General features: G+C 72.3%; 10 protein-coding genes and 2 pseudogenes. 11 read left to right on the top strand and 1 reads right to left on the bottom strand.

Features of this window, described 5'->3' with window-relative positions; genetic code table 11:
* Positions 1–2 precede the first annotated feature (2 nt).
* The 10 genes and pseudogenes from hutI to H9L09_RS07665 all read left to right on the top strand — a co-directional run bounded on the left by hutI (position 3) and on the right by H9L09_RS07665 (position 13,720).
* Positions 3–1,214, top strand: a complete 1,212-nt coding sequence (hutI, locus tag H9L09_RS07710) for an imidazolonepropionase (RefSeq protein ID WP_187580062.1) — start codon at positions 3–5, stop codon at positions 1,212–1,214.
* Positions 1,215–1,364: 150 nt separating this feature from the next.
* Positions 1,365–1,556: a hypothetical protein gene (locus H9L09_RS07705; protein ID WP_187580061.1), complete on the top strand. Its 192-nt coding sequence runs from the start codon at positions 1,365–1,367 to the stop codon at positions 1,554–1,556.
* The gene (locus tag H9L09_RS22425) at positions 1,553–4,582 is read left to right on the top strand and encodes an ATP-binding protein (RefSeq protein WP_187580060.1); all 3,030 of its coding nucleotides are present in this window, start codon (positions 1,553–1,555) and stop codon (positions 4,580–4,582) included. The genes H9L09_RS07705 and H9L09_RS22425 overlap by 4 nt, the downstream gene beginning before the upstream one ends.
* An 84-nt stretch (positions 4,583–4,666) precedes the next feature.
* A complete protein-coding gene (locus H9L09_RS07695) occupies positions 4,667–5,965 on the top strand; it encodes an MFS transporter (protein WP_246456347.1) in 1,299 nt (432 codons plus the stop codon).
* Positions 5,966–6,068: 103 nt separating this feature from the next.
* Positions 6,069–7,434 (top strand): annotated as a pseudogene (locus H9L09_RS07690) (cytochrome P450).
* Positions 7,435–7,629: 195 nt separating this feature from the next.
* The gene (locus tag H9L09_RS07685) at positions 7,630–8,625 is read left to right on the top strand and encodes an ABC transporter permease (protein WP_187580059.1); all 996 of its coding nucleotides are present in this window, start codon (positions 7,630–7,632) and stop codon (positions 8,623–8,625) included.
* Between the two features lie 41 nt (positions 8,626–8,666).
* Positions 8,667–10,427 carry an ABC transporter substrate-binding protein gene (locus tag H9L09_RS07680; protein ID WP_187580058.1) on the top strand — a complete coding sequence of 587 codons (1,761 nt, stop codon included), beginning with the start codon at positions 8,667–8,669 and terminating at the stop codon, positions 10,425–10,427.
* A gap of 110 nt (positions 10,428–10,537) precedes the next feature.
* Positions 10,538–11,551, top strand: coding sequence for an ABC transporter permease (locus H9L09_RS07675; RefSeq protein WP_187580057.1), 1,014 nt, complete (start codon positions 10,538–10,540; stop codon positions 11,549–11,551).
* Between the two features lie 17 nt (positions 11,552–11,568).
* A complete protein-coding gene (locus tag H9L09_RS07670; protein ID WP_223164325.1) occupies positions 11,569–12,624 on the top strand; it encodes an ABC transporter ATP-binding protein in 1,056 nt (351 codons plus the stop codon).
* A 20-nt stretch (positions 12,625–12,644) separates the two neighbouring features.
* A pseudogene (locus H9L09_RS07665) lies at positions 12,645–13,720 on the top strand (ABC transporter ATP-binding protein).
* A gap of 13 nt (positions 13,721–13,733) precedes the next feature.
* Here the strand turns inward: H9L09_RS07665 and H9L09_RS07660 are convergent.
* Positions 13,734–14,744 (bottom strand): LacI family DNA-binding transcriptional regulator, encoded by a 1,011-nt coding sequence (locus tag H9L09_RS07660; RefSeq protein ID WP_187580055.1) that lies wholly within the window; start codon positions 14,742–14,744, stop codon positions 13,734–13,736.
* A gap of 47 nt (positions 14,745–14,791) precedes the next feature.
* Between H9L09_RS07660 and H9L09_RS07655 the strand changes: the two genes are divergently transcribed.
* The gene (locus H9L09_RS07655) at positions 14,792–16,180 is read left to right on the top strand and encodes a GH1 family beta-glucosidase (RefSeq protein WP_187580054.1); all 1,389 of its coding nucleotides are present in this window, start codon (positions 14,792–14,794) and stop codon (positions 16,178–16,180) included.
* Positions 16,181–16,186 lie beyond the last annotated feature (6 nt).

Genomic DNA, 16,186 nt, shown 5'->3' with positions numbered 1-16,186 from the left:
GGATGCCAGCAAACCCGAGCGTCCCCGGCGGCTCTCCCGACCCCGCAGGCCCGACGCTGCTGCTCACCGGCATCGGCGAGCTCACCACCCACGACCCCGCGCACGGCCCGCTGCCGCTGCGGGACGCGGCGCTGCTGCTCGAGGACGGCCGCGTCGCCTGGACCGGTCCGGCCCGGCAGGCTCCCGCGGCCGACACCGCCTACGACGTCGGCGGCCGGGCCGTCATCCCGGGCTTCGTCGACTCGCACAGCCACCTGGTCTTCGCCGGTGACCGGGCGGAGGAGTTCGCGGCCCGGATGACCGGGACGCCGTACTCCGCCGGCGGCATCCGGACCACGGTGGCAGCGACCCGGGCCGCCACCGACGAGCAGCTCGCCGCGAACCTGGCCCGGCTGGTGGGCGAGATGCGCCGGCAGGGCACCACCACCGTGGAGGTCAAGAGCGGCTACGGCCTCACCGTCCGCGACGAGGCCCGCTCGCTGGCGCTGGCCCGGCAGGTGACCCCGGAGACCACCTTCCTCGGCGCGCACGTGGTCCCCGAGGGCAGCACGGCCGAGGAGTACGTCGAGCTGGTGACCGGGCCGATGCTCGACGCCTGCGCCCCGCACGCCCGGTGGATCGACGTCTTCTGCGACCGGGGCGCCTTCGACGCCGACCAGGCGCGCACCGTCCTCGCGGCCGGGGCGGCCCGCGGCCTGCGCGGGCGGCTGCACGCCAACCAGCTCGGTCCCGGCCCGGGCGTCCGGCTGGCCTGCGAGCTCGGGCTGGCCGCCGTGGACCACTGCACCTACCTGTCCGCCGCGGACGTCGACGCGCTGGCCGGCTCCGGCACGATGGCCACCCTGCTGCCCGGCGTGGAGTTCTCGACCCGCTCGCCGTACCCGGACGCGCGGCGGCTGCTCGACGCCGGGGTCCGCGTAGCGCTGGCCACCGACTGCAACCCCGGCTCCTGCTACACCTCCTCGATGCCGCTGTGCATCGCGCTGGCGGTCCGGGAGATGCGGATGAGCCCGGCGGAGGCGCTTGCCGCGGCGACGCTGGGTGGCGCCGCGGCGCTGGACCGCGACGACGTCGGGCACCTGCGCCCGGGCGCGCGCGCCGACCTCGCGGTGCTGGAGGCGCCGTCCTACCTCCACCTCGCCTACCGGCCCGGGGTGCCGCTGGTCAGCGAGACCTTCGTGCGGGGACGGCCCGCGGGAGCCGCCGGCAGCTGACCCGGGCGCCCCGTCACCGCACTCGGAGCGAGCGGGCACCCGGCCTAAGGCACCCCAGCGCCGGCGGCCGCGGAGATAGGGAGTTCTCCCGATGTGCGGCCCCACCTCAGGGACGCAGGATCGAGTCATCAGATCCTGAGAGGAAAGGTCATGAAGATGTCCGAGATCGCCGCCGCAGGGTTCCAGCCGTTCTGGTCCGCCGAGATCCAGTACCGCCAGGAGCGCGCCCGTCGCGACTACCACCAGCGCCCGCTCGGCCCGCGCGGTCGCAGGCACTGGCTGCCGCGCCGGCCCGGCCTGAAGCTGCCCGGGCAGCGCCGCCGGCCGCTCGCCGTCGCGTGAGTGCCGGCCTGCTCACCCCGACCGGGGAGATCCCGTCCCCCCTGTCGGTGGTGAGCGCCATGATGGGCTCCGTGGCTCCCTACGCCGACACCGACCTCCGCGTCCCGATCCTCGGGCGCGACCGTGAGCTCGCCCAGCTCACCGATCTGCTCGGGGTCGACGAGGGGCCGCGGTCCCGGGCCGTGCTGCTGGCCGGCGACGCCGGGGTCGGCAAGACCCGGCTGCTCACCGAGCTGCTCGACCGCGCCGCCGTGGCCGGGTGGCGCACCGCCGTCGGCCACTGCCTCGACTTCGGTGACAGCGCGCTGCCCTACCTTCCGTTCTCCGAGCTGTTCGGCCGGCTGGCGCAGCAGCAGCCCGAGACGGTCCGCGCCCTCGCCGGCTCCTACCCCGCGCTCGACCACCTGCAGCCCGGTCGCCGGTTGCTCTCGGGGAGCGGCACCGCACCGGGCGAGGGGATCGCCCGGGGCGACCTGTTCGCCGCCGTCCACGGCGCGCTGGAGCAGCTGGCCGAGGAGACGCCGCTGCTCGTCGTGCTCGAGGACGTCCACTGGGCCGACCGGTCCACCCGCGACCTGCTCACCTACCTGTTCACCCGGCCGTTCCTGACCCCCGTCGCGGTGGTCGCCTCCTACCGCTCCGATGACCTGCACCGGCGGCACCCGCTGCGCGCCGCGGTCGCCGAGTGGGCCCGGCTGCCCGGCGTGCAGCGGCTGCAGCTGCCGCCGCTCGGCGACGACGACGTACGCCGCCTGCTGCGGACCCTGCACGGCGGCGACCTCGACCCCGCCGCGTTGCGCGCCATCGTCGACCGCGCCGAGGGCAACGCGTTCTTCGCCGAGGAGCTGCTCAACGCCGAGCTCGGCGACTGCGGTCCGCAGGGGCTGCCCGAGGACCTCGCCGACCTGCTGCTGGTGCGGCTGGACCGGCTGGAGGAAGAGAGCCGCGAGGTGATCCGCGCGGCCGCGGTCGCCGGCCGCCGGGTGTCGCACGCGCTGCTCAGCACCGTGGTCGGCCTCGACGGGCCGACCCTGGACCGGGCGCTGCGCGGCGCGGTGGAGTCGCACGTGCTGGTCCGGGTCGGCGACGACGGCTACGCGTTCCGGCACGCGCTGCTCGCCGAGGCCGTCTACGACGACCTGCTCCCCGGCGAGCGGGTCCGGCTGCACGCCACCTACGCGGACGCGATCGCCTCGCACCGGGTGGCCGGCACCGCCGCCGAGCTCGCCCGGCACGCCCGCGCCGCCCACGACCTCGACACCGCCCTGCGCGCCGGCATCGAGGCCGGTGACGACGCGATGTCGGTGGGCGGGCCCGACGAGGCGGCCCGCCACTACGAGAGCGCGCTGGAGCTGCTGGTGGACCCCGGGCGCTCGCTGCCCGAGGGCGTCGACCGGGTCTCCCTGGTGATCCGGGCCGGTGACGCCGTGACCGCCTCCGGGCACCCGACGCGCGCCCGCAAGCTCATCGAGGAGCACCTGCTCCGGCTCCCGGCCGACGCGCCGGCCCTGCACCGGGCGCGGCTGCTGATGGCGGCCGCCGCGGCGATCCTGCTCACCGAGTGGAGCGAGGACGCGCTTCCCTTCACCACCGAGGCGCTCGAGCTCGTGCCGGCCGAGCCGACGCCGCTGCGGGCCCGGCTGCTGGCGGTCCACGCCGGGGCGCAGCTGCAGCGCGACCACCACGCCGAGGCCGCGCAGTTCGCCTCCGAGGCGCTGTCCCTGGCGCAGAAGCTCGACCTGCCCACCGTGGTCGCCGACGCGACCACCACGCTGGCCGGGGTCGACCAGCTCACCGGCGACCCGGACAGCGCGATCCGCGCCCTGACCGGCATCGTCGACCAGGCCCGCGAGACCCACGACACGCTCTCGGAGATGCGCGGCCTCTACCTGCTCGGCGGCGTCCACCTCGAGCGCGGCCGGCTCGACGAGGCCCGCACCACCTTCCGGCTGGCGGCCGAGGTGGCCCGGGACGCCGGGCGGCCCTGGGCGCCCTACGGCTTCGACGCCCGGCTGCTCGAGGCGCTCACCTGCTACCAGGTCGGCGACTGGGACGGCGTGGGCGACGTCGTGGACCGGGAGGCACCCGGTCCGCCGGTCGCCGAGGCGCTGCTGGACGCAGTCGCTCTCGCGGTCGCCGCTGGCCGGGGCGAGGCCGTCGCGCTGGAGCAGCTGCCTCGCCTGCAGGCCATGTGGGACCGCGACGGGGTGCTGGCGATCACCAGCGGCGGCGCGGCGATCGACCTGCTGGGCGACGCCGGTCGGCTGGAGGACGCCCTGGTCCTGCACGACGAGCTGATCGGCACGGTCTCGCGGATCTGGAACGAGCACTTCCAGGCCCGGATCCGGATCGTCGCGCTGCTCCTGGGGCAGCTGGCGTCGGCCGCCGCCGCGGGCACCGCCGACCGGTCCCGGCTGCTGGCACCGGTCCCGGACCTCCTCGTGGCGGTGGAGCGGGTGCAGGAACGCGTGCGCACCCTGCGCCACCCGTTCGGGCCCGAGGGCCGCGCCTGGGTGGCCCGGGTGCACGCCGAGCACCTGCGGCTGCGCTGGCTGACCGGCGTCGAGCCGCCCGCCGAGGACGAGCTGGTGGCGGCGTGGCGGGCGGCGGTCGCGGCGTTCGCCGAGCTCGGCCACGTCTTCGAGACCGCCCGCTCCCAGGCCCGGCTGGGCGCCGTGCTCGCCGCAGCCGGAGACACCGACGCCGCCCGGCCGCTGCTCGCCGAGGCCCGGGCGAGCGCCGGGCGGCTGGGGGCGGCCCCGCTCCTCGCCGAGCTGCGCCGGTTCGGCCCGTCCGGCCTCCGGGACCGGTCGCCGGGCGCGAGCGGCCCCGCGGCGCTGACCGCCCGGGAGCGGGAGATCCTCACGCTGGTCGCGGCCGGGCGCAGCAACGGCGAGATCGCGCGGCAGCTGTTCATCAGCGCCAAGACGGTCAGCGTGCACGTGTCGAACATCCTGGCCAAGCTCGGTGCCGCCGGCCGCACCGAGGCCGCGGCGATCGCCCGCCGCGACGGCCTGCTGCCCTGAAGCCGCCCGGCGCACCGGACCGTCGTACCCCGGGTCCGGGAAACCGGTGGCCCGCCGGCCCGGGCGACGGCACACTTCTCCGGCGTGACCCTTCGAGAGCGGCTGCGCGGGATGCGGCTGGACACCACCCCGCTGCGGGAGTCCCGGGACTTCCGGCTGCTGTTCGTCGCCGGCACGGTCTTCTACTTCGGGGCGATGGTCTCCTACGTCGCGATCCCCTACCAGCTCTACACGGAGACCGGCTCGAACTTCGCCGTCGGCGCGCTGGGCATCGTGGAGCTGGTGCCGCTGCTGTTCTTCGGGCTGTACGGCGGCGCGCTGGCCGACCACGTCGATCGCCGCCGGATGCTGATCTGGACCGCCGTCGCCCAGGTGGTCCTGACCGGGGTGCTCGCCGCCAACGCCTTCGCCGAGGACCCGCAGGTGTGGCTGATCTACGTGGTCGGCGGCCTGCACGCCGCGGCGAGCGCGATGCAGCGCCCGTCGAAGGAGGCGCTCGAGCCGCGCACCGTCCGCCACGACCAGATCGCCGCCGCCAACGCACTGTCCTCGTTCGGGATGCAGATCGGCCTGCTGGTCGGGCCCGCCGTCGGTGGCCTGCTGGTCGCCTCGGTCGGCATCGGCTGGTGCTTCGTGGTCGACGTGAGCGGGCTGCTGGTCGCCACCACGCTGTTCGTGGTGCTGCGGCCCTACCCGCACGCGGGGGAGACCACCCCGCCCAGCCTGCAGGGGATCGGCGAGGGGATCCGGTACGCCGTGGGCCGGCGCGACCTCCTCGGCACCTACCTGGTCGACATCGCGGCCATGCTGATGGCGATGCCGGTGGTGCTGTTCCCGGCGCTGGCCGCCGACGTCTTCGCCCGCCCGGAGCTGCTCGGGATGCTCTACTCCGCCGAGACGGTCGGGGCGATCGCCGCGACCGCCACCTCCGGGTGGGCCTCGCGGGTGCACCACCACGGCCGGGCGGTGGTGATCGCCGCGCTCTGCTACGGCGCCGCCATCGCGCTGATGGGGGTGGCGCCGAACCTCTACGTCGCGGCCGTGCTGCTGGCCTGCGCCGGCGCGGCGGACATGGTCAGCGGGATCTTCCGCTCGACGATCTGGAACCAGACCATCCCCGACGGCATGCGGGGCCGGCTGGCCGGCATCGAGATGCTCTCCTACTCCGTCGGCCCGCTCGGCGGCCAGACCCGGGCCGGCCTGGTGGCGGACGCCTGGTCGGTCCGTGCGTCGATCACCAGCGGGGGCATCCTCTGCGTGGTGGGGGTGGCGGCCACCGCCGCGTGGCTGCGCGACTTCTGGTCCTACGACTCCCGCACCGACGAGCACGCGGTGGCCGAGCGGGCCGCCCGGGAGGCCGCGGCGCAGCCGCCGCAGCCCTGAGGCGCGCGGGGGTTCCGACGGTTGCCGGCATACCCGTAGTATGTGAAGCGCGCTCTAGTCGAGGAGGCTCGCGGTGTCGGTGACCGACGCACGGCTCCGGGCGATGCGCCCGCGCGACGTCCGCGGCGTGGTCGGGGACGCGACGCTGCCGCCCGGGCCGCGCTGGCCGTCGGTGCTGCAGAGCATCGCGCTGATCCGGTTCCGGCACCGGTTCGTGCCCGCGATGCACCAGCGCTACGGCGACGTGTTCACCGTCCGGATCATGCCGAAGGGCTCGGCGCTGGTGCTGTTCGCGCGCCCGGAGCACGCCCGGGAGATCTTCGCCGGCGACCCCGAGGTCTTCCACGCCGGCAAGGGCAACGCCATCCTCGGCCCGATCATGGGCGAGCACTCGCTGCTGCTCCAGGACTCCGCGGAGCACAAGCGCGCCCGCAAGCTGCTGATGCCCGCCTTCAACGGCGCCGCCCTGCACGGCTACGAGCGGCTCGTCACCGGGATCGCGCGCTCCGAGGTGGCGCGCTGGCAGCCCGGAGTCGTTCCGCTCGCTGGACCGGATGAACGCGCTCACCCTCGAGGTGATCCTGCGCGTCGTCTTCGGCGTCACCGACGAGGCCCGGCTGGAGGCGCTGCGGCCGCGCGTGCGGCAGACCGTCGACATCAGCCCGGCGGTGCTGTTCGGCTGGGGCTATCCGTGGCTGCAGCGGATCGGCCCGTGGCGCCGGACCGTGCGGAACCAGCGCGAGCTCGACCGGCTGATGTACGCCGAGATCGCCGAGCGCCGCCGCGCCACCGACCTCGCGCAGCGCACCGACGTGCTGTCGCGACTGCTCTGCGTCGGAGCGGAGCAGGGCGAGCAGCCGCTGACCGACGCCGAGCTGCGCGACCAGCTGGTCACCCTGCTGCTGGCCGGCCACGAGACGACCGCGACCGCACTCTCCTGGACGCTCTACGAGCTCGGCCGCGACGAGGGCCTGCTCGCCCGGGCCCGGGCGGCCGCCGACGCCGACGGGCCCGAGGGCGGCCAGTTCCTCGAGGCGGTCCTCAAGGAGTCGCTGCGGCTGCACCCGGTGATCCCGATGGTGGCGCGGCACCTGATGGCACCGGTCACGATCGGCGGCATCGACCTGCCACGCGGCGCCACCGTCGCGCCCTCGATCCTCCTCGGCCACGCCCGGCCCGAGAGCCACCCGGAGCCGCAGCGGTTCCGGCCCGAGCGGTTCCTCGAGGGGGAGGTCGCCCCGCACACCTGGATCCCCTTCGGGGGCGGGGTGCGCCGCTGCATCGGCGCCGGCTTCTCGCTGATGGAGGGGGTCACGGTGCTGCGCGAGGTGCTGACGACGTACGACGTGAGCACCGAGGGGGTGGCCGACCGGCCCAAGGTCCGCAACATCACCAGCGTGCCCCGCGGTGGCGCCCGGATCCGGGTCCGCCCACGGGAGCCGCGCGGCCCGGGCCGCTCCGTCCGCTGACCTCTCGTCCGCGGAGTCCCTTCGGGTCGGTTTGACCCGCTGTGGGCGATGGCGTGTGACGGCGGAGGTGCAACTGCGTCACGATTGCGCAACACGACAGTGGCGATCCTTGACTCCGGGACCGCAGGGGACGACGTTGTGCACTCGGTGCATGTGGGTGCACCTGCTCGGCCCGGTCATGAGGAGTCTGCACGCGTGAGCACGCCGCTGGAGGTCGAGCCCGGCTCGAACGTCGCCGATCCCGAGGCCGTCGCCCGGGCCGGCGGCGCCATCGAGGGGCGCTCGCTGGGCCAGATCGCCTGGCGCCGGTTGAAGAAGGACAAGGTCGCGCTCGCCGGCGCGGCGTTCCTGGTCTTCCTGGTCCTGGTGGCGATCTTCGCGCCGCTCATCGTCAAGCTGCTCGGCTCGCCGCCGAACCAGTTCAACCAGGACCTGATCGACACCACCGGCGGCACCCTGCTGCCGATCGGCAAGTTCGGCGGGATGAGCTGGGACCACCTGATGGGCGTCGAGCCGGTCAACGGCCGCGACATCTTCAGCCGGGTCGTCTACGGCTCCCGGATCTCGCTGTTGATCGCCTTCCTCGCGACCCTGGTGTCGGTGGCCATCGGCACGACGATGGGGGTGATCGCCGGCTTCTTCGGCGGCTCGGTCGACGCGATCATCAGCCGGTTGATGGACATGTTCCTGGCGTTCCCGCTCCTGGTCTTCGCGATCGCGCTGGCCGGGGTCTTCCCCGACAACGCCTTCGGGCTCAAGGGCAACACCCTGCGGATCGTCCTGCTGATCTTCATCATCGGCTTCTTCAACTGGCCCTACATCGGCCGGATCGTGCGCGGACAGGCGCTGTCGCTGCGACAGCGGGAGTTCGTCGACGCAGCCCGCAGCCTGGGGGCGAGGCGGCCCTACATCCTGTTCACCGAGCTGCTGCCGAACCTGGTCGCGCCGATCCTGGTCTACGCCACGCTGCTGATCCCGACCAACATCCTGTTCGAGGCGGCGCTGTCCTTCCTCGGGGTGGGCGTCCGACCGCCGACGGCGACCTGGGGCGGGATGCTCTCCGACGCGGTGACCTTCTACACGACTCCGCACTTCATGCTCTGGCCCGGCCTGGCGATCTTCGCCACCGTCCTGGCCTTCAACCTGTTCGGCGACGGGCTGCGTGACGCGCTCGATCCCCGAACCCGCTGAGGAACAGCTGCTCCACCCATCAAGAGAAGGGCGTACTGCCGATGAGGAACAAGCGCTGGAGGGCTCTCGCAGCCCTCACGGCGGCCGCAGCACTCACGTTGAGTGCCTGTGGCGGCGGTTCCGGTGACGACGGGACCAACGGGGACGGCGCGAGTGGCGCGACCCCGGCGTTCAACGCTGCCCTGGACGGGGTCTACAACCCGTCCGACAAGAAGGGCGGCGTCATCAAGATGGCGAACTCCAGCGACTGGGACACCCTCGATCCCGGCGAGACCTACTACGGGTTCTCCTGGAACTTCGCGCGTCTCTACGGCCGCTCGCTGCTGATGTTCCGCGCCGCCCCCGGCGACGCGAGCAACGAGCTCGTCCCCGACCTCGCCGAGGACCTCGGCAAGCCCACCGACGGTGGCAAGACCTGGACCTACACGATCCGCAAGGGCGTCAAGTTCCAGGACGGCAGCGAGGTCAAGGCTTCCGACGTGAAGTACGCCGTCCTCCGGTCGACCGACAAGGAGACGTTCCCCAACGGGCCGGCCTACTTCGAGCAGTTCCTCGACCTGCCCGAGGGCTACCAGGGTCCCTACAAGACGCCGGACATGAACACCGACCAGGCGATCACGACCCCGGACGACTACACGATCGTCTTCCACCTCAAGCAGCCGTTCGCCGGCTTCGACTACCTCGCGCAGCTGACCCAGACCATGCCGGTGCCGCAGGCCAAGGACACCGGTGCTGAGTACCGCAACGTGATCCAGTCGACCGGTCCCTACATGTTCGACCAGCTCGAGCCGGGCAAGCGCTTCACGATGGTGCGCAACCCCGAGTGGGACCAGGCCACCGACCCGAACCGCAAGGCGCTGCCGGACGGCTACGACGTGTCGCTGAACGTCAACGCCGACGACATCGACCAGCGGCTGCAGACCGGTGACCTCCACGTCGACGTGGCCGGCACCGGTGTCCAGCCGGCCGCGATGAGCCAGGTGCTCACCGACCCGGAGAAGAAGAAGAACGTCGACAACCCGACGATCGCCCGGCTCTGGTACACCTCGATCAACCCGACGGTGAAGCCGCTGGACAACATCGAGTGCCGCAAGGCGATCATGTACGGGATGGACCACAAGTCCTACCAGACCGCCTACGGCGGCGAGTTCGCCGGCGGCGAGATGGCGACGACGATCATGCCGCCGCAGATCCCCGGCTACGAGAAGTTCGACCTCTACCCCGCAGGGGAGAGCGGTGACCTCGACGCGGCCAAGGCGGCGCTGGAGAAGTGCGGCCAGCCGGACGGCTTCGACATCTCCATGGGCTTCCGCTCCGACCGTCCCAAGGAGGAGGCCACGGCCGAGGCGTTCCAGCAGGCGCTGAAGCGGGTCGGCATCAACCTGACCCTGAAGGGCTACCCGACCGCGACGTACTTCTCCGAGCAGTGCGGACTGCCGCCCTTCGTGGTGAAGAACGACCTCGGCCTGTGCACCAACGGCTGGGGCGCGGACTGGAACGACGGCTTCGGGTTCCTCTCGCAGATCGTGGACAGCCGGGTGATCCGGGAGACCGGCGGCTCCTCGAACACCAGCGTGCGGATTCCCGAGGTCGACAAGATGCTCGACGAAGCAGTCGTCGAGCTCGACCAGGCCAAGCGCGAGGCGGACTGGGCCGCGATCGACAAGCGCGTGATGGAGGAGGCCGTGATCTACCCGGGTGTGGACGCCAAGAGCGTGCTGCTGCGGGGCCAGGGCCTGACGAACGTGTTCGTCAACAACTCCTACGGCATGTACGACTACATGGAGCTCGGGCTGGAGTAACAGCCCTTCCCACGCCGTACACGCACAGCACCACAGCACCACAGCAGGTACGTCCACAGGTGCCCGGTCGGGGGGAGACCCCCGACCGGGCACCACTGCCGGAGAACCGAGTGATCACCTACCTCATCAGGCGGCTCATCGCAGCCGCCGCGCTGCTGTTCGTCGTCAGCGTCATCACCTTCTCGATCTTCTACCTGGTGCCCCGGCTCGCCGGCGCGTCACCGGAGTCGCTCGCGACCCGGTACGTCGGCCGTGCCGCCACCGAGGACACGGTCAAGCTGACCGCCGAGCGACTCGGCTTCTACGACCCCATCTACGTCCAGTACGGCAACTGGGCCAAGGGCCTGGTCGCTGGCGCGGAGTACGACATGGGCGCGCAGACGGTGGAGTGCCCGGCGCCGTGCCTGGGCTACTCGTTCCTGACCCGGCAGGCGGTCTTCCCCGAGCTGGTGGACCGCGCGCCGGTGACGTTCTCGCTGGCGATCGGGGCCGCGATCATCTGGGTGGTCTTCGGCGTCTCCGTCGGTGTGCTCTCGGCCCTGAAGAGACGCTCGTTCTTCGACCGCGCCGCCATGACCGTGGCGCTCGCCGGCGTCTCCATGCCGATCTTCTGGACCGGTCTGATGGCGCTGGCCATCTTCAGCTACAAGCTCAACATCACCGCCCCCGGCGGTTCCTACACGCCGTTCCTGACCAACCCCGGGGAGTGGGCCTACGACCTGCTGCTGCCGTGGATCACGCTGGCGCTGCTCTTCTCCGCGCAGTACGCCCGGCTGACCCGGGCAGGCATGCTGGAGACCATGAACGAGGACTACATCCGCACGGCGCGGTCCAAGGGCCTCAAGGAGCACCGGGTGGTGATCAAGCACGGCCTGCGCGGCGCGCTCACGCCGATCCTGACGATCTTCGGCCTCGACTTCGGCCTGCTCATCGGCGGCGCCGTCCTCACCGAGCGGGTCTTCAACCTCAACGGCCTGGGCAACTACGCCGTCCAGGGCATCTTCGCCAACGACCTTCCCAAGATCCTGGGTGTCACCCTCGTGGCCGCCCTGTTCGTGGTCCTCGCCAACCTGGTCGTCGACCTCATGTACGCCGTCGTCGACCCGAGGGTGCGAGCCCGATGACGCAGACAAGGCCCTCCATGCTCGACGAGTCCTCCTCCCGACCGGACGCCGGCACCGGACCGTTCCTCGACGTCCGGGACCTGCAGGTGCACTTCCCGACCGACGACGGGCTGGTCAAGTCGGTGGACGGCCTGTCCTTCCACGTCGAGCGCGGCAAGACGCTCGGCATCGTCGGCGAGTCCGGCTCCGGCAAGAGCGTCACCAGCATGTCGGTGATGGGCCTGCACAAGGCCGGCACCGCCGAGATCTCCGGCCAGATCCTCCTCGACGGGGAGAACCTGGTGACCGCTTCCCCGGACGCCGTACGGCGGTTGCGGGGCAAGCGGATGGCGATGATCTTCCAGGACCCGCTCTCGGCGATGCACCCGTACTACTCGGTCGGCAACCAGATCATCGAGGCCTACCGGATCCACAACGACGTCTCCAAGGCGGCGGCGCGCAAGCACGCCATCGAGATGCTGGACCGGGTCGGCATCCCGGAGCCGGACAGCCGGGTCGACGCCTACCCCCACCAGTACTCCGGCGGCATGCGGCAGCGGGCGATGATCGCGATGGCGCTCTCCTGCGACCCGGACCTGCTGATCGCCGACGAGCCGACCACCGCGCTCGACGTCACCGTGCAGGCGCAGATCCTCGACCTGATCCGCGACCTGCAGAAGGAGTTCAACTCCGCGGTCATCATCATCACCCACGACCTCGGGGTGGTCGCCGAGCTCGCCGACGACATCCTGGTGATGTACGCCGGCCGCGCGGCCGAGTACGGCACCGCCGAGCAGATCTTCAACGAGCCGGAGCATCCCTACACCTGGGGGCTGCTCTCCTCGATGCCACGCTTCGACCGGGTCCGCTCCGAGCGGCTGCAGCCGATCCCGGGGTCGCCGCCCAGCCTGATCAACGTGCCGAGCGGCTGCGCCTTCCACCCCCGCTGCGTCTTCTCCGAGCGCACCGGCGGACTCTCCGAGACCGTCCGGCCCGAGCTCGAGGACACCGGGAACGGCCACAAGGTGGCGTGTCACCTGCCGATCCTCGAGCGCCACAGGATCTGGCGCGACGAGATCCAGCCGAAGCTCTAGAGACCACGAGGACCGAACCGATGACTGCCACCGAACCCGCGGCCGCGAAGGTGACGCGCGACAAGCGCAGCGCCCCCGAGCTCTTGTCCGTGACCGGCCTGGTGAAGCACTTCCCGATCCGCAAGGGCCTCCTGCAGCGTCAGGTCGGCGCCGTCCAGGCGGTCGACGGGATCGACTTCACCGTGCGGCAGGGCGAGACCCTCTCCCTGGTCGGCGAGTCCGGCTGCGGCAAGAGCACCACCGGCCGCCTGATCACCCGGCTCGAGGAGCCGACCGCCGGCACGATCGTGTTCGAGGGGCGCGACATCACCCACCTCGGCGACGGCCCGATGCGGCCGCTGCGGCGCGACGTGCAGATGATCTTCCAGGACCCCTACTCCTCCCTGAACCCGCGGCACACGGTCGGCAAGATCGTCAGCGCGCCGTACAAGCTGCAGAAGGTCACCCCGCCCGGGGGGTCAAGAAGACGGTGCAGGAGCTGCTCGAGCTGGTCGGCCTGAGCCCCGAGCACTACAACCGCTACCCGCACGAGTTCTCCGGCGGTCAGCGGCAGCGGATCGGGATCGCCCGGACCCTGGCCCTCAAGCCGAAGCTGATCGTGGCCGACGAGCCGGTCTCGGCGCTCGACGTCTCGATCCAGGCCCAGGTGGTGAACCTGCTCGAGGACCTCCAGGAGGAGCTCAACCTCACCTACGTGATGATCGCCCACGACCTCTCGGTGGTCCGGCACGTCTCGGACCGGGTGGCGGTGATGTACCTCGGCACGATCGTCGAGCTCGCCGACCGTGACGACCTCTACACCCATCCGATGCACCCGTACACCGTGGCGCTGATGTCCGCGGTGCCGATCCCGGACACGAAGCGGCGTCACGAGCGGGAGCGGATCCGCCTCCAGGGCGACGTGCCCTCGCCGATCAACCCGCCGCCGGCGTGCCGCTTCCACACCCGCTGCTGGAAGGTGCAGGACATCTGCCGCGTCGAGACGCCGCCGCTCGTCGAGCTCGCGCCCCGCCACCAGGTCGCCTGCCACTTCCCGGAGAACGCCCCGGACCCGCGCGGTCCGGCGGTCGGGGCGGCGGCACCCGCACCGTCCTGACCCGGCCGCCGGGTCAGTGGCGTGGCGGCGCGGTGGTGCGTCGTACGACGAGCCGCGTCGGCACCGTGAGCACCGCCGGCTCGAACGCCGGGCCGTGCTCGATGGCCTGCAGGAGCAGCTGCGCGGCCACCCGGCCCTGCTCGTGCACCGGTTGCGCCACCGTGGAGAGCTCGAAGAACTCGGCCATCTCGTGGTCGTCGATGCCGATCACGGAGACGTCCTCGGGCACCCGGAGCCCGGTCTCCCGGACGGCGTGCACCGCCCCGATCGCCATCTCGTCCGAGGCCGCGAAGATCGCGGTGGGTCGCGGGGTCGTGGCCAGCAGCAACCGGGTGGCGGCGAGACCGCCGCGGACGGTGAAGTCGCCGGTGACCTCCCAGGCGGGATTCCGGCGCAGGCGTGCCGCGGCCATGGCCTCGCGGTAGCCCCGGAGCCGGTCCAGCGGTGCGGAGAAGTCCAGCTGGCCCTCGAGGTCACCGCCGATGTAGCCGATCCGGCGGTGGCCGAGGTCGACCAGGTGCTGCACCGCGGTGCGGGCCGTGGCGAGGTCGTCGATGCTCACGCTGGAGAAGCCCGGGACGACCGCGCCGACCGTGGCGACGGGCCGGTCCAGGCGGTTCAGCGAGGCGATCTCCTCGGCGCTCGGGGTCAGGCTCAGGATCAGCACCGCGTCGACCCGCTTGCGCAGCAGGTGGGTCTGGAACACCCGGTGCCGCGCTTGCTGGTCACCGGCGAGGTTGTAGAGCAGCAGGTCGTAGCCGCGCTCGCGCAGCAGCTCCTCCGCGCCGTGCACCACCGAGCCGTAGAACCACCGGGTCACGAACGGCACGACCACCCCGACGGCGCGGGTCTGCCCGCTGACCAGGCCGGCGGCGGCGGGCGAGGCGACGTAGTCGAGCCGCTCGGCAGCCTTGAGCACCCGCAGGCGGGTGTCCTCGGAGACCCGCGGCAGCCCCCGCAACGCACGTGAGACCGTCGCGGTCGACATGCCGACCTCGCGTGCGACGTCCTTGATGCTGGTCATGGACACCTGCTCGCCGACCCGTCGCGGGCCGCCGTACGGTATCGGCCATGACTTCTCATCTGCCTGATGGATCCCGACTCGCCTTCGGCACCGCCACCGCGTCCTACCAGATCGAGGGAGCCGCCACGGCAGACGGGAAGGGCCCGTCGATCTGGGACACCTTCACCGCCGTGCCCGGCACGATCGTGGACGGAAGCGACGGCACGGCGGCGTGCGACTCCTACGTCCGCTACGAGGAGGACGCCGACCTGGTCAAGGGTCTCGGCGTCGACTACTACCGCTTCTCCTTCGCCTGGCCGCGGATCATGCCGACCGGGTCCGGCGCCGTCGAGCCGCGCGGCCTGGCCTACTACGACCGGGTGGTCGACGCCTTGCTGGAGCGCCAGATCACGCCGATGGCGACGCTCTACCACTGGGACCTGCCGCAGGCGCTGCAGGACGCTGACGGCTGGCTGAACCGCGACACCGCGGAGCGCTTCGCCGACTACGCCATGGTGCTCCACGAGCACTTCGCCGACCGGGTGCACCTGTGGGCCACCCACAACGAGCCGTGGTGCGCGGCCTACCTCGGCTACGGGTCCGGCCGGCACGCTCCCGGCCGCCGTGACGGAGGCGGCGCGCACCGCGCGGCCCACCACCTGATGCTCGGCCACGGGCTCGCGGCCGGCCGCATGCACGAGGCCGGTGCGGACGCAGTCGGCATCGTGCTGAACCTCTCGCCGGTGTGGCCGGAGCGGCCGGAGGCGGCCGAGGCCGCCGACGGGGTGGACGCCATCCGCAACCGGGTCTGGCTGGACCCGCTGGTCGACGGGGCGTACGACGAGAACCTGCTGCGGATCGCCCCGGTGCTCCGCGACCCCGACGTGGTCCGTGACGGCGACCTGGAGCTGATCCGCGGCTCGGCGGACTGGGTGGGCGTCAACTACTACACCCCCGCCCGGGTGGACGTCCCCGACGAGGGACAGTCCGCGGTGCAGAGCTACGACGACGCGGGCGACGCCGAGGTCGACGCGTTCCCCGGCGTGGAGAACCTCACCTTCACGCCGCGCGACCCGCGCACCGACATCGGCTGGGAGATCGAGCCCGGTGGGCTCGAGGAGCTCCTCGTGACGACCCACGAGCGCACCGGCCTTCCCTTGATCGTCACCGAGAACGGTGCGGCCTTCCCTGACACCGAGCGGACCCCGGACGGGACCGTGGACGACCAGGACCGGATCGACTACGTGCGGAGCCACATCGAGGCCGTCGACCGGGCCCGCGAGGCCGGCGCGGACGTCCGCGCCTACGTGCTGTGGACCCTGCTCGACAACTTCGAGTGGGCCGAGGGCTACACCAAGACGTTCGGCATCGTGCACGTCGACCGCACCGACCTGAGCAGGACGCCCAAGCGCTCCTACGAGTGGTACTCGAAGCTGGTCCACGACCGCACCTCGTGAGTCGGG

This window comes from Nocardioides mesophilus (genome assembly GCF_014395785.1).
Classification (GTDB): Bacteria; Actinomycetota; Actinomycetes; order Propionibacteriales; family Nocardioidaceae; genus Nocardioides_B; species Nocardioides_B mesophilus.
The sequence above is the reverse complement of the archived record's forward strand: the minus strand, read 5'-3'. Positions and strand labels throughout refer to the sequence as shown.

Coding starts and splice junctions, on each gene's coding strand:
- hutI (WP_187580062.1), top strand. CDS start 3: ATGCCAGCAAACCCGAGCGTCCCCGGCGGCTCTCCCGACCCCGCAGGC.
- H9L09_RS07705 (WP_187580061.1), top strand. CDS start 1,365: ATGAAGATGTCCGAGATCGCCGCCGCAGGGTTCCAGCCGTTCTGGTCC.
- H9L09_RS07680 (WP_187580058.1), top strand. CDS start 8,667: ATGAGGAACAAGCGCTGGAGGGCTCTCGCAGCCCTCACGGCGGCCGCA.
- H9L09_RS07670 (WP_223164325.1), top strand. CDS start 11,569: ATGCTCGACGAGTCCTCCTCCCGACCGGACGCCGGCACCGGACCGTTC.
- H9L09_RS07660 (WP_187580055.1), bottom strand. CDS start 14,744: ATGACCAGCATCAAGGACGTCGCACGCGAGGTCGGCATGTCGACCGCG.
- H9L09_RS07655 (WP_187580054.1), top strand. CDS start 14,792: ATGACTTCTCATCTGCCTGATGGATCCCGACTCGCCTTCGGCACCGCC.